Consider the following 23857-nt stretch of genomic DNA (forward strand, 5'->3'; position numbering starts at 1 on the left):
CGTGCGGTCTTCTGCGGGGGCGGGTCCCCACTACACTTCGTGGCCGCTTGGGCGCGTACCCGGCGCGGGGCGGTTGGACAGGGAGAAACGAGAAGGTGGCAGCACCGAAGAAGGGCCGAGGGCCGGCCGGCGGTCAGGGCAGGCCGGGGCGTGCCCTGGCTCTGATCCTGATCGCCATGGTCGCGCTCACCGGCGGGATGTTCCTGGCCGATCAGCCGACGCCGCGACTCGGCATCGACCTGGCGGGTGGCACGTCCATCACGCTTGAGGCGAAGGCCGAGCCCGGCCAGGAGTCGGCGATCAACAAGACCAACATGGACACGGCGGTCCAGATCATGGAACGCCGCGTCAACGGTCTTGGTGTCTCCGAGGCCGAGGTCCAGACCCAGGGCAAGAGCAACATCATCGTCAACATCCCCAAGGGCACGAACTCCGCCCAGGCCCGGCAGCAGGTCGGTACGACGGCCAAGCTGTACTTCCGGCCGGTGTTGACCGTCGCCGAGGGAACGCCCACCCCTGAGCCCAGCGCCTCGTCCTCCGGCAAGGGCAGCCCGTCTCCGTCGCCGAGCTCCTCCGCCCCCGACAAGGCGTCGAGCCCGTCCGGGAAGCCGAGCGCGAGCGCCACCACCCAGGGCCGCGCGGTCACCGGCGCCCTGAAGGCCGACTCCACGCCCACCCCGAAGGCCAGCGAGACCCCGAAGGCGAGCGGCACGCCCACGCCGTCGGCGGAGGAGCAGGCCGCGGCCGCGAAGCTGCAGAAGCGGTTCGAGGCGCTCGACTGCTCCACCAAGGCCGGCCGGTCCAAGGCGGCCCAGGGCTCCAAGGCCACCGACACGGTGGTCGCGTGCGAGCAGGACGGCAGCGCCAAGTACGTACTGGGCCCGGCCCAGGTCGACGGTACGGACGTGGACAGCGCCAAGGCGGCCATCAACCAGAACAACGGCCAGTGGATCGTCCAGATGGAGTTCACCGGCGGCGGCGCCAAGAAGTTCCAGAAGATCACCGGCACGCTCGCGCAGCAGCAGGCGCCGCAGAACCAGTTCGCCATCGCCCTCGACGGCGAAGTGGTCTCGGCACCCTCCGTGAAGGAGGCGCTGAGCGCCAACGCCGAGATCTCCGGCAGCTTCACCCAGCAGTCCGCCGAGGACCTCGCCAACGTGCTCTCCTACGGCGCCCTGCCGCTCTCCTTCCAGGAGCAGAGCGTCACCACCGTCACCGCCGCACTCGGCGGTGAGCAGCTCAAGGCGGGCCTGATCGCCGGTGCCATCGGCCTGGCCCTGGTCATCATCTACCTGGTGGCCTACTACCGCGGACTGGCGCTCATCGCGCTCCTCAGCCTGCTGGTCTCCGGCATCCTGACGTACACGATCATGTCGCTGCTCGGCCCGGCCATCGGATTCGCGCTGAACCTGCCCGCTGTCTGCGGCGCCATCGTGGCGATCGGAATCACCGCGGACTCGTTCATCGTGTACTTCGAACGCATCCGTGACGAGATCCGCGAGGGCCGCACCCTCCGCCCCGCCGTCGAGCGGGCCTGGCCGCGGGCCCGGCGCACCATCCTGGTCTCCGACTTCGTATCGTTCCTGGCCGCGGCGGTGCTGTTCGTCGTCACGGTCGGAAAGGTGCAGGGCTTCGCGTTCACGCTCGGCCTCACCACCCTGCTCGACGTGGTCGTGGTGTTCCTCTTCACCAAGCCCGTCATGACGCTGATGGCCCGCAAGAAGTTCTTCGCGAGCGGTCACCCGTGGTCCGGTCTCGACCCGAAGCGGCTCGGCGCCAAGCCGCCGCTGCGCCGTTCACGCCGTGTCAACGCCCCCACCGACCCGAAGGAGGCGTGAGATGTCGCGACTCGGCAATCTCGGCGCCCGTCTCTACCGCGGCGAGGTCGGCTACGACTTCATCGGCAACCGCAAGATCTGGTACGGCATCTCGATCCTGATCACCATCACGGCCATCGTCGGCCTGGCGGTCAGCGGCCTGAACATGGGCATCGAGTTCAAGGGCGGTGCCGTCTTCACCACACCGAAGACGAGCGTCTCGGTCGAGAAGGCGGAAGACCTGGCGTCGACCTCCTCCGGCCACCAGGCCATCGTCCAGAAGCTGGGCAACGGCGGCCTGCGCATCCAGATCACCGAGGTCGACACCTCGAAGTCGGACGCGATCAAGGGTGACCTCTCCAAGGGCCTCAGCGTCCCCGAGGAGAAGATCGCCGCCGACCTGGTCGGCCCCAGCTGGGGTGAGCAGATCGCCAACAAGGCGTGGACCGGCCTCGGCGTCTTCATGGTCCTCGTCGTGATCTACCTGGCCATCGCCTTCGAGTGGCGCATGGCCATCGCGGCCCTGGTCGCGCTGATCCACGACATCACCATCACGGTCGGCGTCTACGCGCTGGTCGGCTTCGAGGTCACCCCGGGCACCGTGATCGGTCTGCTGACGATTCTCGGTTACTCCCTCTACGACACGGTCGTCGTCTTCGACAGCCTGAAGGAGGGCACGAAGGGGATCACCAAGCAGACCCGGTGGACGTACAGCGAGATCGCCAACCGCTCGATCAACGGCACGCTGGTCCGCTCGATCAACACCACGATCGTCGCGCTGCTGCCGGTCGCCGGTCTGCTGTTCATCGGTGGCGGTGTCCTCGGCGCGGGCATGCTGAACGACATCTCCCTGGCACTCTTCGTCGGCCTCGCCGCCGGTGCCTACTCCTCGATCTTCATCGCCACTCCGCTCGTCGCCGACCTCAAGGAACGCGAACCGCAGATGAAGGCCCTGAAGAAGCGGGTCCTCGCCAAGCGCGCGGCAGCCGCCGCCAAGGGCGAGCTCTCCGAGGCCGAGCAGTCGGACCGGGCGGACCGGGGCGTCACACAGGACGCCGCACAGGACACCGCACCGGCCGGTGCCGTCGTCGGACAGCGCCAGGAGCCCCCCAGGGGCCACGGCCGCACCCCCGGGAAGCGCCGATGACCAGCAGCACGACCGAGGGCACGAGGGACCTCCTGCTCAGCCGGATCCGTGACGTGGCCGACTACCCGAAGCCGGGGGTGGTGTTCAAGGACATCACTCCGCTGCTCGCGGACCCGGTGGCCTTCACCGCGCTCACCGAAGCGCTGGCGGAGCTGTGCGTACGGCACGGCGCCACGAAGATCGTCGGTCTGGAGGCCCGCGGCTTCATCCTGGCCGCACCGGTCGCGGTACGGGCCGGGCTCGGCTTCGTCCCGGTCCGCAAGGCCGGCAAGCTGCCCGGTGCCACGCTCACCCAGTCGTACGAGCTGGAGTACGGCAGCGCGGAGATCGAGATCCACGCGGAGGACCTGTCCGCCGACGACCGGGTCATGGTCATCGACGACGTGCTGGCCACCGGTGGCACCGCCGCCGCCTCGCTGGAGCTGATCCGGCGGGCCGGGGCCGGCGTCGCGGGCGTCGCCGTCCTCATGGAGCTGGGATTCCTGGCCGGCCGGGCGCGCATCGAGGAGAGCCTGAAGGGCGCTCCGCTGGACGCCCTGATCACGGTCTGAACCCCCAGCGGGCCGCACGCGGCACCGCATGACGGGCTCCGAAGCGGGCACCCGGGAACAACCGGGTGCCCGCTCCGCGTTGTGCGGGCTCTCACGGTCCCCGGGGGAGGAGCGGCCGAAGGGTCGTTACGATGGCCTTTCCGGGTGTCCGGATCCGCACGAGGAGCGCTCTTGCCAGACGAGGCCCAGCCAGTCGCCGCCCCGCAGCCCGACCAGCCCGCGGCGGCCCCAGCCACGCCCGCGAAGCAGCAGCCCGCGGAGAAGCAGTCAGCGGAGAAGCCGAAGCCGCCGGCGCCCGAGCCCGGCTCGGGCCCGGCCCCCGCGGAGGCCAACGGGCCCGCGCCCGCTTCCCCCGCCCAGCCGGCCGCGCCCGCCTCGCCGCCCCCGACGGCGCCGAAGCCTCCGGCGAAGCCCACGGCGGCACCCGCGGGCCCGGCGGCCCGTACCGGCGGCGGCTCCTCCAACCGAGTCCGGGCCAGGCTGGCCCGGCTCGGCGTCCAGCGCTCCAGCCCGTACAACCCGGTGCTGGAGCCGCTGCTGCGTACCGTCCGGAGCAACGACTCGAAGATCGAGACCTCCACGCTGCGCCAGATCGAGCGCGCCTACCAGGTCGCCGAGCGCTGGCACCGCGGCCAGAAGCGCAAGAGCGGCGACCCCTACATCACCCACCCCCTCGCCGTGACCACGATCCTGGCCGAGCTGGGTATGGATCCGGCCACCCTGATGGCCGGGCTGCTGCACGACACCGTCGAGGACACCGAGTACGGCCTGGACACCCTGCGCCGCGACTTCGGCGACCAGGTCGCCCTGCTGGTGGACGGCGTCACCAAGCTCGACAAGGTCAAGTTCGGCGAGGCCGCGCAGGCCGAGACCGTGCGCAAGATGGTCGTCGCGATGGCCAAGGACCCGCGGGTCCTGGTCATCAAGCTCGCCGACCGGCTGCACAACATGCGCACCATGCGTTACCTCAAGCGGGAGAAGCAGGAGAAGAAGGCCCGCGAGACGCTGGAGATCTACGCCCCGCTGGCCCACCGCCTGGGCATGAACACCATCAAGTGGGAGCTGGAGGACCTCGCCTTCGCGATCCTCTACCCGAAGATGTACGACGAGATCGTCCGGCTCGTCGCGGAGCGGGCGCCCAAGCGTGACGAATACCTCGCCATAGTGACCGACGAGGTGCAGTCCGACCTGCGCGCCGCCCGCATCAAGGCCACCGTCACCGGCCGGCCGAAGCACTACTACAGCGTCTACCAGAAGATGATCGTGCGGGGCCGCGACTTCGCGGAGATCTACGACCTGGTGGGCATCCGCGTCCTCGTCGACACGGTCCGCGACTGCTACGCGGCGCTCGGCACCGTCCACGCGCGGTGGAATCCGGTCCCCGGCCGGTTCAAGGACTACATCGCGATGCCCAAGTTCAACATGTACCAGTCGCTGCACACCACGGTGATCGGACCCAGCGGCAAGCCCGTCGAGCTGCAGATCCGTACCTTCGACATGCACCGCCGCGCCGAGTACGGCATCGCCGCGCACTGGAAGTACAAGCAGGAGGCCGTCGCGGGCGCCTCCAAGGTGCGCACCGACGTCCCCCGGAACACCGGCCGGGGCCAGGACACCGTCAACGACATGGCGTGGCTGCGCCAGCTCCTGGACTGGCAGAAGGAGACCGAGGACCCCAGCGAGTTCCTGGAGTCCCTGCGCTTCGACCTCTCGCGCAACGAGGTCTTCGTCTTCACGCCCAAGGGCGACGTCATAGCGCTCCCGGCGGGGGCGACACCGGTCGACTTCGCCTACGCCGTCCATACGGAGGTGGGCCACCGGACGATAGGGGCGCGGGTCAACGGGCGGCTCGTGCCGCTGGAGTCCACGCTCGACAACGGCGACCTGGTGGAGGTCTTCACCTCCAAGGCGGCCGGCGCGGGCCCCTCCCGGGACTGGCTCGGCTTCGTCAAGTCGCCGCGGGCACGCAACAAGATCCGCGCCTGGTTCTCCAAGGAGCGCCGCGACGAGGCGATCGAGCAGGGCAAGGACTCCATCGCGCGGGCCATGCGCAAGCAGAACCTGCCGATCCAGCGGATCCTGACCGGGGACTCCCTGGTCACGCTCGCCCACGAGATGCGCTACCCCGACATCTCGTCCCTGTACGCCGCGATCGGTGAGGGCCATGTCGCGGCGGCCGGTGTCGTGCAGAAGCTGGTCCAGGCGCTCGGCGGCCAGGACGAGGCCAACGAGGACCTCGCGGAGAGCTCGCCGCCCTCGCACGGCCGCAACAAGCGCCGTGCGAACGCCGACCCCGGTGTCGTCGTCAAGGGCGTCGAGGACGTCTGGGTCAAGCTGGCCCGCTGCTGCACCCCCGTTCCCGGTGACCCGATCATCGGCTTCGTGACCAGGGGCAGCGGAGTCTCCGTCCACCGCGCGGACTGCGTGAACGTCGACTCGCTCTCGCAGGAGCCGGAGCGGATTCTTGAGGTCGAATGGGCGCCCACCCAGTCCTCGGTGTTCCTCGTCGCCATCCAGGTCGAGGCACTGGACCGCTCCCGGCTGCTCTCCGACGTCACCCGGATCCTGTCCGACCAGCACGTCAACATCCTGTCCGCGGCCGTGCAGACCTCCCGCGACCGGGTGGCCACCTCGCGCTTCACCTTCGAGATGGGCGACCCGAAACACCTCGGCCACGTCCTGAAGGCCGTACGCGGCGTCGAGGGCGTCTACGACGTCTACCGGGTGACCTCGGCCCGCCGGCCCTGACCCGGGCCGTCCCCGGGCCGTGCAGCCTCTCGCGTCACAGGTGAAGGGCCCCTCCGCCACCGGCGGAGGGGCCCTTCACCTGTGGAACAGGCGGACCGGGTGTCAGCCGCCGAACTCCTCAAGACCCTTCAGGGCCTGGTCCAGGAGTGCCTGCCGGCCCTCCAGCTCGCGGGCGAGCTTGTCCGCACGGGCGTTGTTGCCCGAGGCGCGCGCCGTGTCGATCTGGGTGCGCAGCTTGTCCACGGCCGACTGGAGCTGCCCGGTCAGACCCGCGGCACGGGCGCGTGCCTCCGGGTTGGTCCGGCGCCACTCCGACTCCTCGGCCTCCTGGAGCGCCCGCTCCACCGCGTGCATCCGCGCCTCGATCCTGGGGCGGGCGTCACGCGGTACGTGGCCGATGGCCTCCCAGCGCTCGTTGACGGCCCGGAACGCCGCCCTGGAGGCCTTCAGGTCCTTCACCGGCAGCAGCTTCTCGGCCTCGGCCGCGAGCTCCTCCTTGAGCTTGAGGTTCTCGCCCTGCTCCGCGTCCCGCTCCGCGAACACCTCACTGCGGGCGGCGAAGAAGACGTCCTGGGCACCGCGGAAACGGTTCCACAGATCGTCCTCCGCCTCGCGCTGGGCGCGGCCCGCGGCCTTCCACTCCGTCATCAGGTCGCGGTAGCGGGCGGCCGTCGTGCCCCAGTCCGAGGAACGGGACAGCGACTCGGCCTCGACGACCAGCTTCTCCTTGGCCTTGCGGGCCTCCTCGCGCTGGGCGTCCAGCGAGGCGAAGTGGGCCTTGCGGCGCTTGGAGAACGCCGAGCGCGCGTGGGAGAAGCGGTGCCACAGCTCGTCGTCCGACTTGCGGTCCAGCCTCGGCAGGCCCTTCCACGTGTCGACGAGCGCACGGAGCCGCTCGCCCGCGGAGCGCCACTGCTCGCTCTGCGCCAGCTCCTCGGCCTCGACGACCAGTGCCTCCTTGGCGTGCTTCGCCTCGTCGGTCTGCTTCGCCTTCTGGGCCTTGCGCTCCTCCCGCCGCGAGTCGACCGTCGCCACCAGGGCGTCCAGCCGCTTGCGCAGCGCGTCCAGGTCCCCGACGGCGTGGTGCTCGTCGACCTGCGCACGCAGATGCTCGATGGCGGTCGTCGCGTCCTTCGCGGACAGATCGGTGGTCTTCACCCGCCGCTCCAGGAGGCCGATCTCGACCACAATGCCCTCGTACTTGCGCTCGAAGTAGGCCAGGGCCTCCGCCGGAGAACCGGCCTGCCACGATCCGACGACCTGCTCGCCGTCGGCGGTACGCACGTACACGGTGCCTGTCTCATCGACACGGCCCCACGGGTCGCTGCTCACAGCGCCTCCTCCACCTGATGCCCGCGAGAGGGTTAACCCCCCTGGCATCGTCCACAGTTTCCTGGGGCGGGCAGCGCCCGCCCTGCACAACGCCAATCTAGGCGACGGGCCGCCCGGCTGTCCGCACTCCGCGCGGCCGAAATTATCCGCCCGCGCCCGGCGCCGCCGTGCGGATCATGCCGGGGCCCGCCGTGCTCACGCCTTGTCGACGGCCGCCTTCGAGATGTTCACGGCCTTCTTCGGCGCACCGTCGGCGGCGCCGCCGGTGACCCCCGCCTTGCCGATGGCCTCGACGGCCTTCAGCGAAGCCTTGTCCATCGTGCCGAACGGCGTGTAGGTGGGCGGCAGTTTGGTGTCCTTGTAGACCAGGAAGAACTGGCTGCCGCCGGTGTGCGGCTGACCCGTGTTGGCCATCGCCACCGTGCCCGCCGGGTAGGTCACCGAGCCGTCCTTGCCCGGCTTGCCCAGCGCGGTGAGGTTCTCGTCCGGGATCGTGTAGCCCGGACCGCCGGTGCCGTCGCCCTTGGGGTCACCGCACTGGAGGACGAAAATACCCTGCGTGGTCAGCCGGTGGCACTTGGTGCCGTCGAAGAAGCCCTTGTCCGCGAGCGACTTGAACGAGTTCGTGGTGTGCGGGGTCTTCGCCGCGTCCATCGTGAACGCGATGTCGCCCTGGCCCGTCTTGAGCGACAGGGTGTACTTCGCCTTCTTGTCGATCTTCATCGCCGGCTCGGGCGCGCTCTTCTCGCTCGCCGAGGGAGATGCCGAGGGGGACGCCGACGGGCTGGCGCTCGCGGCCGCGTCGGTCTTGTCCTTCTTGCCGTCGTCGCCGGTGGCGAAGTACGTGATTCCGCCTATGACGGCCACCGCGGCCACCGCGGAGGCGATGATGGCCGTCAGCCGCCGGGTCCGGCGTCGGGCCTCCTCCCGGCGCTGCTGCTGCCGCTCGAACTTCTCCCTGGCGAGCTGCCGCCGCCGCTGATCGCTGCTGACCACCGGGTGATCTCCTTGTACGTCGTGTGATCGGGCCTGAGTTGCCCCGTACCGTATATGGGTTAGCTGTGGAATGAGGAGCGCCGGTAGGCTCTGAACTGCTGCGACCGCGCAGCCGCCACCCCTCGTCGGACGACCATTAAGGACGATCGTGCTCATTGCCGGGTTCCCCGCCGGGGCCTGGGGGACCAACTGTTACCTGGTCGCCCCCGCCGCGGGTGAGGAGTGCGTGATCATCGACCCGGGCCACCAGGCCGCCTCCGGGGTCGAGGAAGCACTGCGCAAGCATCGGCTGAAGCCCGTCGCCGTCGTACTCACCCACGGCCACATCGACCACGTCGCCTCGGTCGTCCCGGTGTGCGGCGCCCACGATGTCCCCGCCTGGATCCACCCGGAGGACCGTTACATGATGAGCGACCCGGAGAAGGCCCTCGGCCGCTCCATCGGGATGCCGCTCATGGGCGAGCTGACGGTGGGGGAGCCGGACGACGTCAAGGAGCTGAGCGACGGTGCCCGGCTGACGCTGGCCGGTCTGGAGTTCGGTGTCTCGCACGCGCCCGGCCATACCAAGGGGTCGGTGACGTTCAGGATGCCCGAGGCCGCGGACGTTCCGCAGGTCCTCTTCTCGGGCGACCTGCTCTTCGCCGGCTCCGTCGGACGCACCGACCTGCCCGGCGGCGACCACGCCGAGCTGCTCGAGTCGCTGGCCCGCGTGTGCCTGCCGCTCGACGACTCGACCGTGGTGCTGTCCGGCCACGGCCCCCAGACGACCATCGGCCGCGAGCGCGCCACCAATCCGTATCTGCACGGTATGGACGCGCCCCGACGAGGAATGTGACGAGAGCGAAATCGTGAGCACCTTCAAGGCCCCCAAGGGCACGTACGACCTGACCCCGCCCGACTCCGCGAAGTACCTCGCCGTACGGGAGGCGATCTCCGCACCGCTGAAGAACTCCGGCTACGGCTACATCGAGACCCCCGGCTTCGAGGACGTGGCCCTCTTCTCCCGGGGCGTCGGTGAGTCCACCGACATCGTGAGCAAGGAGATGTACACCCTCACCACCAAGGGCGGCTCCCAGCTGGCGCTGCGCCCCGAGGGCACCGCCTCCGTGCTGCGCGCCGCGCTGGAGGCCAACCTCCACAAGCTCGGCAACCTGCCGGTGAAGCTCTGGTACTCCGGCTCCTACTACCGCTACGAGCGTCCGCAGAAGGGCCGTTACCGCCACTTCTCGCAGGTCGGTGCCGAGGCCATCGGCGCGGAGGACCCGGCGCTGGACGCCGAGCTGATCATCCTGGCCGACCAGGCGTACCGCGCCCTGGGCCTGCGCGAGTTCCGGATCCTGCTGAACTCGCTGGGCGACAAGGAGTGCCGGCCGGTCTACCGCGACGCGCTCCAGGGCTTCCTGCGCGAGCTCGACCTGGACGAGGAGACCCGCCGCCGCATCGAGATCAACCCGCTCCGGGTCCTCGACGACAAGCGCCCCGAGGTCCAGAAGCAGCTGACCGGCGCCCCGGTGCTGCGCGACTACCTCTGCGACGCCTGCAAGGCGTACCACGAGGAGGTCCGCGACCTGCTCAACGAGGCGGGCGTGGTCTACGAGGACGACGAGAAGCTCGTCCGGGGCCTCGACTACTACACCCGCACCACCTTCGAGTTCGTCCACGACGGACTGGGCTCGCAGTCGGCGGTGGGCGGCGGCGGCCGGTACGACGGCCTCTCCGAGATGATCGGCGGCCCGGCGCTCCCGTCGGTGGGCTGGGCGCTCGGCGTGGACCGCACGGTGCTGGCCCTGGAGGCGGAGGGCATCGAGCTCGAACTGCCCTCGACCACCAGTGTCTTCGCCGTACCGCTCGGCGAGGAGGCCAGGCGCAAGCTGTTCGCCGTGGTGACGCGGCTGCGCCGCGAGGGGGTGGCCGCGGACTTCGCGTTCGGGGGCCGCGGTCTCAAGGGCGCGATGAAGAGCGCCAACCGGTCGGGCGCGCGGTTCACCGTCGTGGCCGGTGAGCGCGATCTGGCCGAGGGCGTCGTGCAGCTCAAGGACATGGAGTCCGGTGAGCAGACGGCCGTTCCGCTGGCCGAGGTGACCGAGGCGATCAAGGCGCGCCTCGCGTAGCTCCCGCACGGGTCGCAGTCGGGCGGTGTCCCCGCCCGACTGCGACCGGGGGCACCGGGCTCCGGCCCCGCCGCGTCAACTCGGCGCGGCCCGATTCATCCCGCCGGGGGGTTCCGATCCGGAAGGGCCGGTGCCGTTACCCGGCGGCCGGCAGCCCGGCCGGACCCGAGAGCGCCTGCCCTCAGTGCCGTCGACGCCTTCCGTACCCGGAACCGCACGCCGATCGCGCGCGCATCTTTATGTTCATCGAACGGAGGACCGGCGCGGCGGTACGGCACAATGACCGTGCCCAGCAGGCTACTCAGTGACGGAATGGCGATATGACGACTGCAACGGTTGACCATCCCTCCTCCGACCAGGACGAGGACGGCGGGAAGAGGACCATCGGCGGCAGTCGCGCGTTCGCACTGCTGCTGGTGATCACGGGCGCTGCCGGACTCCTCGCCGCGTGGGTCATCACGCTCGACAAGCTCAAGCTGATGGAGGACCCCAGCTTCGTCCCGGGCTGCAGCCTCAACCCGGTGGTGTCCTGCGGCAACATCATGAAGAGCGATCAGGCGGCCGCCTTCGGCTTCCCGAACCCCTGGCTCGGACTCGCCACCTACCCCGTGATCATGGGCATCGGCCTGGCACTGCTCGCCGGAGCGCGCTTCCGGGGCTGGTACTGGCTGGGGATCAACGCGGGCACCCTGTTCGGCGTCGGCTTCTGCACCTGGCTGCAGTACCAGTCGCTGTACAACATCAACTCCCTGTGCCTGTGGTGCTGCCTGGCCTGGGTCGCCACGATCCTGATGTTCTGCTACGTCACCACGCACAACATCAAGCACCGGATCATTCCCGCGCCCAGCTGGCTGCGTAACGGACTGACCGAGTTCCACTGGGTACCGCCGGTCCTGTGGGTCGGCATCATCGGCATGCTCATCCTGACCCGCTGGTGGGACTTCTGGACCAGCTGAGCGGCCCGTGCGCGCGGCTGGTCCGGACCGGGGCCCGGCAGGATTGTCAGTGCGGTGACATAGGCTTCAAAACGTGGAGCCCGACCTCTTTACCGCAGCAGCCGAAGACCGCCAGGAGAAGGACCCGTCCAGCAGCCCCCTCGCTGTCCGGATGCGTCCGCGTACCCTCGACGAGGTCGTCGGCCAGCAGCATCTGCTCAAACCGGGCTCACCGCTGCGCCGCCTCGTCGGAGAGGGGAGCGGGGGACCGGCCGGCCCCTCGTCGGTGATCCTCTGGGGCCCGCCCGGCATCGGCAAGACGACGCTGGCGTACGTGGTCAGCAAGGCCACCAACAAACGCTTTGTCGAGCTCTCCGCGATCACCGCGGGCGTGAAGGAAGTGCGGGCGGTCATCGAGGGCGCCCGGCGCGCCACCGGTGGCTACGGCAAGGAGACCGTCCTCTTCCTGGACGAGATCCACCGCTTCTCCAAGGCGCAGCAGGACTCACTGCTCCCGGCCGTCGAGAACCGCTGGGTGACGCTGATCGCGGCCACCACCGAGAATCCCTACTTCTCGATCATCTCGCCGCTGCTCTCCCGTTCGCTGCTGCTGACCCTGGAATCGCTGACCGACGACGACCTGCGCGGTCTGCTGCGCCGCGCCCTGGCCGACGAGCGCGGGCTCGGCGGCGCGGTGACGCTTCCCGAGGACGCGGAGGAGCACCTGCTGCGCATCGCGGGGGGCGACGCGCGCCGGGCGCTGACGGCGCTGGAGGCGGCGGCCGGTGCGGCGCTGTCCAAAGGGGAGCCGGAGATCACCCTCCTGACCCTGGAGGAGACCGTCGACCGTGCCGCGGTGAAGTACGACCGGGATGGCGACCAGCACTACGACGTGGCGAGTGCCCTGATCAAGTCGATCCGCGGCTCGGACGTCGATGCCGCGCTGCACTACCTGGCCCGGATGATCGAGGCCGGTGAGGACCCCCGGTTCATCGCCCGGCGGCTGATGATCTCGGCCAGCGAGGACATCGGTCTCGCGGACCCCACGGCGCTGCCCACAGCGGTCGCGGCGGCCCAGGCCGTCGCGATGATCGGCTTCCCCGAGGCGGCGCTCACCCTCAGCCACGCCACGATCGCCCTGGCGCTCGCCCCCAAGTCCAACGCGGCGACGCTGGCGATCTCCGCCGCCCAGGACGACGTGCGCAGGGGACTGGCCGGTCCCGTTCCGGCCCATCTGCGCGACGGCCACTACAAGGGGGCCGCCAAGCTGGGTCACGCACAGGGCTATGTCTATCCGCATGACGTCCCCGGCGGTATCGCCGCCCAGCAGTACGCCCCGGACGCGGTGCGCGACAAGCGCTACTACCAGCCCACCCGGTACGGCGCGGAGGCGCGGTACGCGGATGTGGCGGACCGGGTCCGCGAGCGGCTCGGCCGTACCGGCGGCGACAGCGACGGCGACGCGGGCCCGTCCGGGACATAGCCCGGAGTCCGGGGCCGCGGCCCTCAGCGCGCGGCCGCGTCGAAGAGCGTGTGCATGGCGTGCCGCAGCTCGTTCACATCGCGCACCGGCTCGGGGAACTCGAAGCGGGCGTCGAAGCACCTGCCGTCCCGCTCGCACACCCGCACCCGCAGCCCCAGCCGGTCCAGCGCGAGCGGTACGACCGCGGGGCGGTGCGCGGAGCAGCCGGACGTGGCACGCTCGCCGAGCAGCGCGGACAGATTGCCCAGCTGTTCGCCGTGGGCCGCGTGCAGATGCTGCAGCAGCTCCGCCTCGTGGCTGACGAGCGGGTCGGCGGACGCGTCGCGGAACTCCTCCGGCTCGACGCTCTGCGCGCCCCAGAGGTCGTCCACGTACGCCTCACCCGTCTCCAGCCGCAGCAGCATCCGGCCGGGTCCCGCCATGCCCGGCACGGTGGTGAGCCAGCCGAAGACCCTGGCCCGGCCGCGGATGCGGTGCGGTACGGAGACCGGCGCCACGTCGGTGATCTCCAGCACAGCTGTCAGCTCGTCGTCCTGGGCGTGTGCCGCGGCCCGTACCGCCGGGGATTCCGCGGGGAATTCGAGGAAGAGGTCCCCGTCCGGACCCACACTGCGGGACAGCGGCATCAGCTGGTCCGAGCCCGCGGAGCCGAGGCCGGGGATGAGCAGTACCGAGGAGCAGGTACTCTGTACGAGAGTTCGTGTGCGCTCGGCTGCTGACGGCATTCGAGTGTTTTCAAGCCCGCTGGGACGCGGCTGACCACGATCAGATCGGCCTTCCGTCGTAGCAGCACCTTCATGTGTGCTGCCGCTGTCTGTGCTGTCCGTGACGTGTGTGGTGTTCCCAGGGCGAGACATGCGATCTCCTTGAGTAAGGTGAGCCTAACCTAACCTACAACGGAGGTCTGGAGAACGTGCCTAATCAGTCGCGTCCCAAGGTCAAGAAGAGCCGCGCGCTCGGCATCGCGCTGACGCCGAAGGCCGTCAAGTACTTCGAGGCCCGCCCCTACCCGCCGGGCGAGCACGGCCGCGGCCGCAAGCAGAACTCGGACTACAAGGTCCGTCTGCTGGAGAAGCAGCGTCTGCGCGCCCAGTACGACATCAGCGAGCGCCAGATGGCCCGCGCCTACGACCGCGCCAAGAAGGCCGAAGGCAAGACGGGCGAGGCTCTCGTCGTCGAGCTGGAGCGCCGCCTCGACGCGCTGGTCCTGCGTTCCGGTATCGCCAAGACGATCTACCAGGCGCGCCAGATGGTCGTGCACGGTCACATCGAGGTCGACGGCCAGAAGGTCGACAAGCCGTCCTTCCGTGTCCGTCCCGACAACATCGTGATGGTCCGCGAGCGCAGCCGCGACAAGCACCCCTTCCAGGTTGCCCGCGAGGGTGGTTACGACACCGACGGTGAGACCCCGCGCTACCTGCAGGTGAACCTGAAGGCCCTCGCCTTCCGCCTTGACCGGGACCCGAACCGCAAGGAAATCCCCGTGATCTGCGACGAGCAGCTCGTCGTCGAGTACTACGCCCGCTGATCCAGGCGTAGCCGCTCTTCACCAGCGCTCAGGCCCGCCCCTTCCCGAAGCCGGGGAGGCGGCGGGCTTTCGCGTCTTCCCGGCCTCGGGAAGCGGCCCCGGTGCCTCCGCTGCGCCGGTGTCCGCGCCGTTCTGCCGTTCCCCGGGGCGCCCGGCCAGTGCCCTGGCCAGCACCGCGTCGGCGCCCAGCGCCGCCCCGGCCCGCCGCTGCGAGGCGTACCGCTCCTCGCCCAGCTCCCGGCGGGCCAGCTCCTCGCACCGGACCCGGGGCGCCCCGTAGTGCTCGGAGCCGAACAGCGGCAGCCCCACCGACGGCCAGATCTGTTCGGCCGCCCCCTGCAGCAGCGCCGCCTCGTCGGCATCACCCTCGACCACCGTGACCAGCGCCAGCAGTTCCAGCGAGAGCACGGTGCCGAGCAGGTCGTGGAAGGCGTGGCTGATGGACAGCGACTCCCCGAGGAGCTCCCTGGCCCGTGCCGGACGGCCCCGCTCAAGGGCGGCGAAGGCCAGGACGAACAGCGCGTAGCTGAGGGCCCAGCGCTCGCCGTGGTCCTCGCAGATCTCCCGGACCTCCTCGCAGATCGTGACGGCGCGGTCCAGCTCGCCCCGGAACCCGACCGACATCGCCAGTTCGACCTGGGCCATCAGCACATTGCTGTTCAGCTCCCCGAGGTCCCGGTAGCGGCCGAGCGCCTCGTGCAGCAGCTCCTGCGCCCGCGCCGTGTCGTCCGTGACGAGCGCCAGGCAGCCGGTGCGGTGCAGCGCGTATGCCGAGGCCGTGGCGTCACCGGCCAGCTCCGCCTCCTCCCGGCACTCGGTCAGCGCCGAGATCGCCCCCACCGGGTCCCCCTGCAGGACCGCGACATAGCCGAGCACCCAGAGCGCCTTCAGCCGCGAGGAGTCGTACGGGGTCTCCTCCTCCAGTACGTGGTCCAGCCAGTGCCGACCCTCGGAGAGCCGCCCGCAGCCGACCCACAGGAACCAGAGCGTGCCCGCCAGGTACTGGGCGAGATGTGCCTCCTCCGGGCAATCCAGCGAACACTCCATGGCCCGCCGCAGATTGGGCAGTTCGCTCTCCACCCGGGCCGCCACCTCGCTCTGCCGAGGGCTGAACCAGTCCAGTTCGCACCAGGTCGCCAGCCCCAGGAACCAGTCGCGGTGACGCCTCCGCAGCCGCTCGGTCTCGCCGGTGGCCGCCAGCCACTCGGCGCCGTACTCGCGCACCGTGTCGAGCATCCGGTAGCGGGTCCCGGCCGCCGAGTCCTCCCGCAGCACGATGGACTGCGCGAGCAGCCCGGAGAGCACGTCGAGCACCGAGTCGGCCGGCAGTTCGGAGCCGCTGCAGATGTACTCGACCGCCTCCAGGTCGAACTGCCCGGCGAAGACCGAGAGCCGTGACCACAGCAGCCGCTGTTCCGGGGCGCAGAGTTCATGGCTCCAGCCGATGGCCGTGCGGAGCGTCTGATGCCGGGCCAGCGCGCTGCGGCTGCCGCCGGTCAGCAGCCGGAAGCGGTCGTCGAGGCGCTCCAGCACCTGCTCGGCGGAGAGCGCCCGCAGCCGTCCGGCCGCCAGTTCCAGCGCGAGCGGGATCCCGTCCAGCCGTCGGCAGAGCTCCTGGACCGCGCCCCGGGTGTGCTCGGTCAGCCGGAACTCCGGCCGCACCGCGGTGGCCCGCTCCGCGAACAGCCGGAGCGCGTCCCGGTCGGTCATGGTCGCGAGCGGATAGACCGCCTCGCCGTCGAGTTCCAGCGGCAGCCGGCCGGCCGCCAGCACCCGCAGCCGCGGGGCCCGGCGCAGCAGGTCCCGTACCAACTCCGCACAGGCGTCCACGAGATGTTCGAATCCGTCGATCACCAGCAGGAGCCGGCGCCCGGCGCAGTGTTCGAGGAGCGTGGTGCGCGGCGGCCTGTTGGTGTGATCGGTCAGGCCCAGCGCGTCGACGAGTGCGTGTTCCAGCAGCTCCGGATCGTGGACGTCGGACAGCTCCAGCAGCCAGACCCCGTCGCAGTACCGTTTCTCCAGGAGGGCCGCGGCCCTGGTGACCAGCCGGGTCTTGCCGACCCCGCCCACTCCCACGACGGTGACCAGCCGGGACTCCTCCAGGAGTCCGGCGAGTTCGGTCAGCTCGTCGTCGCGTCCCACGAACCTGTTCAGCTCCGCCGGGAGATTGCCCGGAAGCCCGCGTGCGGGCCCGCCACGGGCGGTCGGCGGTGTGCCTGGACCATCGGAGGAGGGGAAGGGGCGCTGAGAGCGTCGCATGAAACACGCAGAGTACTGGCCCGAAAGCGCTCCGTACAATCTCGTTGCGGGAACTCCCGTCGTGCCAGGCGGTAATGCGGTACAGGGCGCGAGTCCCGGCGCGATAGGCTCGGAGGTGGTGACCGGCCACCAAGGGGGCCGCCGCCGACCGAGCAGAGAACAACGCTGAACAGCGCGGAACCGCGCTGGACAACGCAGAGACAGACGACAAGCCAGAGAGAGCGGTGCACAGTGTCCGGTGGTGAGGTGGCCGGGATCCTGGTGGCCGTCTTCTGGGCGATCCTGGTTTCGTTCCTCGCCGTCGTGCTGGTGAGGCTCGCGCAGACGCTCAGGGCGACCACCAGACTCGTGGCGGACGTGACCGAGCAGGCCGTCCCGCTGCTCGCCGACGCCTCCGCGACCGTACGTTCCGCGCAGACCCAGCTCGACAAGGTCGACGCGATCGCGACGGACGTCCAGGAGGTCACCTCCAACGCCTCGGCGCTCTCCACCACCGTCGCCTCCACGTTCGGCGGCCCGCTGGTCAAGGTCGCCGCGTTCGGCTACGGGGTCCGGCAGGCCATCGGCCGCAAGACCGCCCCCGAACCGGAAGCGCGTTCCCGGCGATCGGTGATCGTCGGCCGGACCGTGCCGTCCGCGCGTGGCAGGAAGCGCAACGGCAGAAACTCCCGCGGATCGAAGGACTGACGCAGCGATGTTCCGCCGTACGTTCTGGTTCACCGCCGGCGCAGCCGCCGGGGTCTGGGCCACCGCCAAGGTCAACCGCAAGATCAAGCAGCTGACCCCCGAGAGCCTCGCGGCGCAGGCCGCCGACAAGGCGGTCGTGGCCGGCCACAGGCTCAAGGACTTCGCGCTCGACGTCCGTGAGGGCATGGTCCGGCGCGAAGCCGAGCTGGGCGAGGCGCTGGGTCTCGAAGCACCGGTCGACCCGGACCTCCCCGTGCGGCCGCACTACGCCGTCGAGGCGGCGGAGTCCGACCGGCGCGGGGCGCCCGCCCGAAACCGCAAGCTTCCCTACAACTCGTACAACCGGAATGAGGACCACTGATGGAGTCGGCTGAAATTCGCCGCCGCTGGCTGAGCTTCTACGAGGAGCGCGGTCACACCGTCGTCCCTTCGGCGTCGCTCATCGCGGACGACCCGACTCTGCTGCTGGTCCCGGCGGGCATGGTGCCCTTCAAGCCGTACTTCCTCGGTGAGGTCAAGCCGCCCGCCCCGCGCGTCACCAGCGTGCAGAAGTGCGTCCGTACGCCGGACATCGAAGAGGTCGGCAAGACCACCCGGCACGGCACCTTCTTCCAGATGTGCGGGAACTTCTCCTTCGGCGACTACTTCAAGGAAGGCGCCATCGAGTACGCCTGGGAGCTGCTCACCGGCTCCGTGGCGGACGGCGGCTTCGGCCTCGACCCCGAGCGTCTGTGGATCACGGTCTACCTCGACGACGACGAGGCCGAGCAGATCTGGCGCGACCGGATCGGCGTTCCCGCCGAGCGCATCCAGCGCCTGGGCAAGAAGGACAACTTCTGGTCCATGGGCGTCCCCGGCCCCTGCGGTCCCTGTTCCGAGATCAACTACGACCGCGGCCCCGAGTTCGGCGTCGAGGGCGGCCCGGCCGTCAACGACGAGCGGTACGTGGAGATCTGGAACCTGGTCTTCATGCAGTACGAGCGCGGCGCGGGCGACGGCAAGGAGGACTTCCCGATCCTCGGGGACCTGCCCTCCAAGAACATCGACACCGGCCTCGGCCTCGAACGCCTCGCGATGATCCTGCAGGGCGTACAGAACATGTACGAGACGGACACCCTGCGCGTCGTCATGGACCGGGCCACCGAGCTGACCGGCGTGCGCTACGGCGCCGCCGAGGGTACGGACGTCTCGCTCCGGGTGGTGGCCGACCACATCCGCACCTCCGTCATGCTCATCGGTGACGGCGTCACCCCCGGCAACGAGGGCCGCGGCTACGTGCTGCGCCGCATCATGCGCCGCGCCATCCGCAACATGCGGCTGATGGGCGCCACCGGCTCCGTCGTCAACGAGCTGGTCGGCGTCGTGATCGAGACGATGGGCCTGCAGTACCCCGAGCTGATCACCGACCGCAAGCGCATCGAGACCGTCGCCCTCGCGGAGGAGGCCGCCTTCCTCAAGGCCCTCAAGGGCGGCACCAACATCCTTGAGACCGCCGTCACCGAGACCAAGGCCGCCGGCGGCCGGGTCATCGCCGGTGACAAGGCGTTCCTGCTCCACGACACCTGGGGCTTCCCGATCGACCTCACCCTGGAGATGGCCGCGGAGCAGGGCCTGTCCGTGGACGAGGACGGGTTCCGCCGCCTCATGCAGGAGCAGCGGGACAAGGCCAAGGCCGACGCCCGCGCCAAGAAGACCGGTCACGCGGACCTGTCCGCCTACCGCGAGGTCGCGGACAACTCCGGCGCCACCGAGTTCACCGGCTACACCATGACCGAGGGCGAGTCGACGATCGTCGGCCTCCTCGTCGACGGTGTCCCCTCGCCCGCCGCCCTGGAGGGCGACGAGGTCGAGGTCGTGCTGGACCGCACCCCGTTCTACGCCGAGGGCGGCGGACAGCTCGCCGACACCGGGCGGATCCGGCTCGACACCGGTGCGGTGATCGAGGTCCGCGACGTCCAGAAGCCGGTCCCCGGCGTCCACGTCCACAAGGGCGTCGTCCAGGTCGGTGAGGTCACGGTCGGTGCCGCCGCCCTCGCCTCCATCGACAACACCCGCCGCCGGGCCATCGCCCGCGCCCACAGCGCCACCCACCTCACGCACCAGGCGCTGCGCGACGCGCTGGGCCCGACGGCCGCCCAGGCCGGCTCCGAGAACTCCCCGGGCCGGTTCCGCTTCGACTTCGGCTCGCCCGCCGCCGTACCCGGCACGGTCCTCACCGACGTCGAGCAGAAGATCAACACCGTGCTCTCCCGTGAGCTCGACGTGCAGGCCGAGGTCATGTCCATCGACGAGGCCAAGAAGCAGGGGGCCATCGCCGAGTTCGGCGAGAAGTACGGCGAGCGGGTCCGGGTCGTCACCATCGGGGACTTCTCCAAGGAGCTGTGCGGCGGCACGCACGTCCACAACACCGCCCAGCTCGGCCTGGTCAAGCTGCTCGGGGAGTCGTCCATCGGCTCCGGCGTGCGCCGCATCGAGGCCCTCGTCGGCGTCGACGCGTACAACTTCCTCGCCAGGGAGCACACGGTCGTCGCCCAGCTCCAGGAGCTCGTCAAGGGCCGTCCGGAGGAGCTTCCGGAGAAGATCGCCGGAATGCTCGGCAAGCTGAAGGACGCCGAGAAGGAGATCGAGAAGTTCCGCGCGGAGAAGGTGCTCCAGGCCGCCGCCGGACTCGTCGACTCCGCCCTGGACGTCCGGGGCGTCGCCCTGGTCACCGGCCAGGTCCCGGACGGCACCTCGGCCGACGACCTGCGCCGGCTCGTCCTCGACGTCCGCGGGCGCGTCCAGGGCGGCCGGCCGGCCGTCGTGGCCCTGTTCACCACGGCCAACGGCCGCCCGCTGACCGTCATCGCCACCAACGAGGCCGCTCGCGAGCGCGGCCTCAAGGCCGGTGACCTGGTCCGCACCGCCGCCAAGACGCTCGGCGGCGGGGGCGGCGGCAAGCCGGACGTCGCCCAGGGCGGCGGCACCGACCCGGACGCCATCGGTGACGCCGTCGCCGCTGTCGAACGCCTCGTCACCGAGACGGCGTGACGCCGGAGATGACGCAGATGCGCCGCGGTCGCCGGCTGGCGATCGACGTCGGGGACGCCCGGATCGGGGTCGCCTCCTGCGACCCCGACGGGATCCTCGCCACGCCGGTGGAGACCGTGCCGGGACGCGATGTCCCGGCCGCCCACCGGCGGCTCGGTCAGATCGTCGCGGAGTACGAGCCGATCGAGGTCATCGTCGGCCTGCCCCGCTCCCTCGGTGGGGGAGAGGGGCCGGCCGCGGCCAAGGTCCGCGCCTTCGCGGATGTGTTCGCCCGTGCGGTCGCACCCATTCCGGTGCGATTGCTGGACGAGAGGATGACCACAGTGACGGCGAGTCAGGGCCTGCGCGCCTCAGGCGTGAAGTCCAAAAAGGGCCGTTCCGTCATTGACCAGGCTGCCGCTGTGGTGATCCTTCAGAACGCTCTGGAGTCCGAACGGGCTTCGGGCAATCCTCCCGGTGAGGGCGTCGAAGTGGTTGTCTGATCGCGATACGGTAACGTTCCGCGCGATGCGGCGGTGTTCGAACAAACACCGCACAGCAAAGAGACGGAACGTCGTCTCGCGGCTCAAGGGGATCGATGACTGAGTATGGCCGGGGCCCCGGCTCCGAACCGTGGCATCCCGAGGACCCCTTGTACGGGGACCAGGGATGGGGAGGCCAGCAGCCTGCCCACGGCCAGGGCCAGTACGGCGGCCAGCAGCAGCCCTACCCGCAGGACCCGTACGCCGCCCAGCAGCAGCCGCAGGACCCGTATGCCCAGCAACACGACCCGTACGCGCAGCAGCAACAGCAGCACGATCCGTACGCCCAGCCGCAGCAGCACGACCCGTACACGCAGCAGCAACAGCAGAACGACGCGTACGCGCAGCAGCAGCAGCAGCAACAGCAGCACGACCCGTACGCCCAGCCGCAGTACCAGCAGCAGCCCCAGTACGGCGCTCAGCAGGACCAGTACGTCCAGCAGCCTCCCTACAACGGCGGCTGGGACACCGGACAGCAGTCGGCCGCGATGCCGTACGAGGACCAGTCCGCCGCCGGATACGGCTACGGCGAGACGAACGACTACTACGGCACAGCCGAGGCCTACCCGCCCCCGCAGCCCCCGGGCCGCCGCCAGGCCGCGCCCGCACAAGTAGCCGAGCAAGCACCCGAACAGACGCCCGCGCAGAACCCCGACTGGGACCCCGAGGTCCGGCCGGAGGAGACCCACCCCTTCTTCACGGGTGTGGACGACAGCGACGGCAAGGACGACGACTACGACGACGACGATGACTCCCGCGACTCCCGCCGGGGAGGCGGGGACGAGCGCCGGGGCAAGGGCAAGAAGAAGAAGGGCCGCAGTGGCTGCGCCTGCCTGGTCATCTCTCTCGTCCTGGTCGGCGGTGTGGGCGGAGTGGGCTACTTCGGCTACTCGTACTACCAGGACAAGTTCGGCCCGGCGGAGGACTACGCGGGCAGCGGCTCGGGGACCGTCGAGATCGAGATCCCCAAGGGCTCGTACGGGTACGACATCGCCAACATCCTGAAGAAGCAGGGCGTGGTCAAGAGCGTCGACGCGTTCGTCTCCGCGCAGAGCGAGAACCCCAAGGGCAAGTCGATCCAGGCCGGCGTCTATCTCCTGCACGAGAAGATGGCCGCGTCCGAGGCCCTGGAGATGATGCTCGACCCGAAGAGCCAGAACCTGCTGGTGATCCCGGAGGGTTCCCGCAACGCCGCCGTCTACGCGATGATCGACAAGAAGCTGAGCCTCAAGGAGGGCACGACAGCGGGCATCGCCAAGTCCAAGAAGTCCGACCTCGGCCTGCCCGGCTGGGCGAGCGGGAACAAGGACATCAAGGACCCGCTGGAAGGCTTCCTCTACCCGGCCGCGTATCCGGTCACGAAGGAAACCAAGCCGGAGGCGGTCCTGGAGAAGATGGTCGCGCGGTCCAACGACGAGTACAAGAAGCTCGACCTCGAAGGAACCGCCAAGAAGTACAAGCTGGACGGCCCCTGGCAGGTGCTCACCGTGGCCAGCCTGGTGCAGGCGGAAGGCCTCACGCATGACGACTTCCGCAAGATGGCCGAGGTCGTCTACAACCGCCTGAAGCCGGATAACACGGCCACGAACTGCTTGCTCGAATTCGACTCCGCGTTCAATTACCTCAAGAAGCAGAGCAAGATCAAGATTGGGTCGAAGGAGATCCGGACCAACCCGGACCCCTACAACACCTATTACCACGCCGGTCTGCCGCCAGGGCCCATCAGCAACCCCGGAGACGAGGCGCTGCGCGCGACGCTGAGTCCGACCGGCGACGGATGGATGTTCTTCATCTCGCTCGACGGCAAGAAGACCCAGTTCACCAAGACGGCCGCAGAGCACGAGCAGCTCAACCAGAAGTTCAAGGAACAGCATGGTCTCGACTGACAGGCGGCACCGGGCAGCCGTCCTCGGCTCGCCCATCGCCCACTCGCTCTCCCCGGTCCTGCACCGGGCCGCGTACGCCGCACTCGGCCTCGACGACTGGACCTACGACCGCTTCGAGATCGACGAGGCCGCGCTGCCCGGCTTCGTCGAGGGCCTCGACGGAACATGGGCCGGGCTCTCGCTGACCATGCCGCTCAAGCGGGCGGTCATCCCGCTGCTGGACGAGATCACCGAGACCGCGGCCTCGGTCGAGGCCGTCAACACCGTCGTCCTCACCGGGGACGGCCGGCGGGCCGGTGACAACACCGACATCCCCGGCATGATCGCCGCCCTGCGCGAGCGGGGCGTCGAGAAGACGGAGTCCGCGGCCGTCCTCGGCGCCGGAGCCACCGCCTCCTCCGCCCTCGCCGCCCTCGCCGGGATCTGCGCGGGACCGGTCACGGCCTACGTCCGCAGCCGGGAACGCGGTGACGAGATGCGCGGCTGGGGCGAACGGCTCGGCGTCGACGTCCGGATCGCCGACTGGGCGGAGGCCGAGCGGGCGCTGCACGCCCCGCTGGTCATCGCGACCACCCCGGCCGGCGCCACGGACGCGCTGACGGGAGCGCTGCCCGAGGCTCCGGGCACGCTCTTCGACGTGCTGTACGAGCCCTGGCCCACCGGACTCGCAGCCGCCTGGGCGGCCCGCGACGGTGCAGTCATCGGAGGTCTCGATCTCCTGGTGCACCAGGCCGTCCTCCAGGTCGAGCAGATGACGGGCCGTAGGCCCGCGCCGCCGGCCGCCATGAGGAAGGCCGGCGAGCAGGCGCTGGCCGCCCGCTGACCT

19 protein-coding genes are annotated in these 23857 nt (G+C 70.1%); 15 read left to right on the forward strand and 4 right to left on the reverse strand.

Features of this window, described 5'->3' with window-relative positions:
- Positions 1-95 precede the first annotated feature (95 nt).
- From secD to ACIP89_RS32620, 4 genes are all read left to right on the forward strand, one after another.
- Positions 96-1838 (forward strand): protein translocase subunit SecD, encoded by a 1743-nt coding sequence (gene secD, locus ACIP89_RS32605; protein WP_402117994.1) that lies wholly within the window; start codon positions 96-98, stop codon positions 1836-1838.
- A gap of 1 nt (position 1839) precedes the next feature.
- On the forward strand, positions 1840-2964 hold the full coding sequence (gene secF, locus ACIP89_RS32610; protein ID WP_401930156.1) for a protein translocase subunit SecF: 1125 nt from the start codon (positions 1840-1842) through the stop codon (positions 2962-2964).
- Entirely contained in the window at positions 2961-3515 is a 555-nt protein-coding gene (locus ACIP89_RS32615) for an adenine phosphoribosyltransferase (RefSeq protein ID WP_401930158.1), read from the forward strand. Before secF ends, ACIP89_RS32615 begins: the two co-directional genes overlap by 4 nt.
- 171 nt (positions 3516-3686) lie before the next feature.
- The gene (locus tag ACIP89_RS32620) at positions 3687-6263 is read left to right on the forward strand and encodes a RelA/SpoT family protein (protein WP_401930160.1); all 2577 of its coding nucleotides are present in this window, start codon (positions 3687-3689) and stop codon (positions 6261-6263) included.
- Positions 6264-6365: 102 nt separating this feature from the next.
- Here the strand turns inward: ACIP89_RS32620 and ACIP89_RS32625 are convergent, their stop codons facing one another.
- Together ACIP89_RS32625 and ACIP89_RS32630 are read right to left on the reverse strand one after the other, a co-directional pair.
- Positions 6366-7595 (reverse strand): DUF349 domain-containing protein, encoded by a 1230-nt coding sequence (locus ACIP89_RS32625; protein ID WP_401930162.1) that lies wholly within the window; start codon positions 7593-7595, stop codon positions 6366-6368.
- A gap of 195 nt (positions 7596-7790) precedes the next feature.
- The gene (locus tag ACIP89_RS32630) at positions 7791-8591 is read right to left on the reverse strand and encodes a peptidylprolyl isomerase (protein WP_401930164.1); all 801 of its coding nucleotides are present in this window, start codon (positions 8589-8591) and stop codon (positions 7791-7793) included.
- Positions 8592-8739: 148 nt separating this feature from the next.
- On the opposite strand from ACIP89_RS32630, the gene ACIP89_RS32635 reads away from it, so the two are divergent.
- The 4 genes from ACIP89_RS32635 to ACIP89_RS32650 all read left to right on the forward strand — a co-directional run bounded on the left by ACIP89_RS32635 (position 8740) and on the right by ACIP89_RS32650 (position 13120).
- Positions 8740-9426, forward strand: coding sequence for an MBL fold metallo-hydrolase (locus ACIP89_RS32635; RefSeq protein WP_389213642.1), 687 nt, complete (start codon positions 8740-8742; stop codon positions 9424-9426).
- 13 nt (positions 9427-9439) lie between these two features.
- On the forward strand, positions 9440-10702 hold the full coding sequence (hisS, locus tag ACIP89_RS32640; protein ID WP_401930168.1) for a histidine--tRNA ligase: 1263 nt from the start codon (positions 9440-9442) through the stop codon (positions 10700-10702).
- A 320-nt stretch (positions 10703-11022) separates the two neighbouring features.
- Positions 11023-11658 (forward strand): vitamin K epoxide reductase family protein, encoded by a 636-nt coding sequence (locus ACIP89_RS32645; RefSeq protein WP_401930170.1) that lies wholly within the window; start codon positions 11023-11025, stop codon positions 11656-11658.
- A gap of 73 nt (positions 11659-11731) precedes the next feature.
- Positions 11732-13120 (forward strand): replication-associated recombination protein A, encoded by a 1389-nt coding sequence (locus ACIP89_RS32650; protein ID WP_401930172.1) that lies wholly within the window; start codon positions 11732-11734, stop codon positions 13118-13120.
- A 23-nt stretch (positions 13121-13143) separates the two neighbouring features.
- On the opposite strand, the gene ACIP89_RS32655 is transcribed toward ACIP89_RS32650, so the two are convergent.
- Positions 13144-13845, reverse strand: coding sequence for a DUF2470 domain-containing protein (locus ACIP89_RS32655; RefSeq protein WP_402117996.1), 702 nt, complete (start codon positions 13843-13845; stop codon positions 13144-13146).
- Between the two features lie 188 nt (positions 13846-14033).
- Here ACIP89_RS32655 and rpsD point away from each other — a divergent pair, with 188 nt between their 5' ends.
- Positions 14034-14648 (forward strand): 30S ribosomal protein S4, encoded by a 615-nt coding sequence (gene rpsD, locus ACIP89_RS32660; protein WP_311306772.1) that lies wholly within the window; start codon positions 14034-14036, stop codon positions 14646-14648.
- Positions 14649-14666: 18 nt separating this feature from the next.
- On the opposite strand, the gene ACIP89_RS32665 is transcribed toward rpsD, so the two are convergent.
- A complete protein-coding gene (locus ACIP89_RS32665) occupies positions 14667-16907 on the reverse strand; it encodes an ATP-binding protein (RefSeq protein ID WP_402117997.1) in 2241 nt (746 codons plus the stop codon).
- 246 nt (positions 16908-17153) lie between these two features.
- Between ACIP89_RS32665 and ACIP89_RS32670 the strand changes: the two genes are divergently transcribed.
- The 6 genes from ACIP89_RS32670 to ACIP89_RS32695 all read left to right on the forward strand — a co-directional run bounded on the left by ACIP89_RS32670 (position 17154) and on the right by ACIP89_RS32695 (position 23854).
- Positions 17154-17594, forward strand: coding sequence for a DUF948 domain-containing protein (locus ACIP89_RS32670; RefSeq protein WP_073737538.1), 441 nt, complete (start codon positions 17154-17156; stop codon positions 17592-17594).
- Positions 17595-17601: 7 nt separating this feature from the next.
- A complete protein-coding gene (locus tag ACIP89_RS32675) occupies positions 17602-17955 on the forward strand; it encodes a DUF6167 family protein (RefSeq protein WP_401930179.1) in 354 nt (117 codons plus the stop codon).
- The gene (alaS, locus tag ACIP89_RS32680; protein ID WP_401930378.1) at positions 17955-20624 is read left to right on the forward strand and encodes an alanine--tRNA ligase; all 2670 of its coding nucleotides are present in this window, start codon (positions 17955-17957) and stop codon (positions 20622-20624) included. The genes ACIP89_RS32675 and alaS overlap by 1 nt, the downstream gene beginning before the upstream one ends.
- Positions 20625-20632: 8 nt before the next feature.
- On the forward strand, positions 20633-21106 hold the full coding sequence (gene ruvX, locus ACIP89_RS32685; protein ID WP_401930276.1) for a Holliday junction resolvase RuvX: 474 nt from the start codon (positions 20633-20635) through the stop codon (positions 21104-21106).
- 95 nt (positions 21107-21201) lie between these two features.
- Positions 21202-23031 (forward strand): endolytic transglycosylase MltG, encoded by a 1830-nt coding sequence (gene mltG / locus ACIP89_RS32690; RefSeq protein ID WP_402117998.1) that lies wholly within the window; start codon positions 21202-21204, stop codon positions 23029-23031.
- Entirely contained in the window at positions 23018-23854 is an 837-nt protein-coding gene (locus ACIP89_RS32695) for a shikimate dehydrogenase (RefSeq protein WP_402118000.1), read from the forward strand. The genes mltG and ACIP89_RS32695 overlap by 14 nt, the downstream gene beginning before the upstream one ends.
- Positions 23855-23857: the final 3 nt, after the last annotated feature.

Origin of the sequence: Streptomyces sp. NPDC088730 (assembly GCF_044751215.1) — a bacterium.
GTDB lineage: Bacteria > Actinomycetota > Actinomycetes > Streptomycetales > Streptomycetaceae > Streptomyces.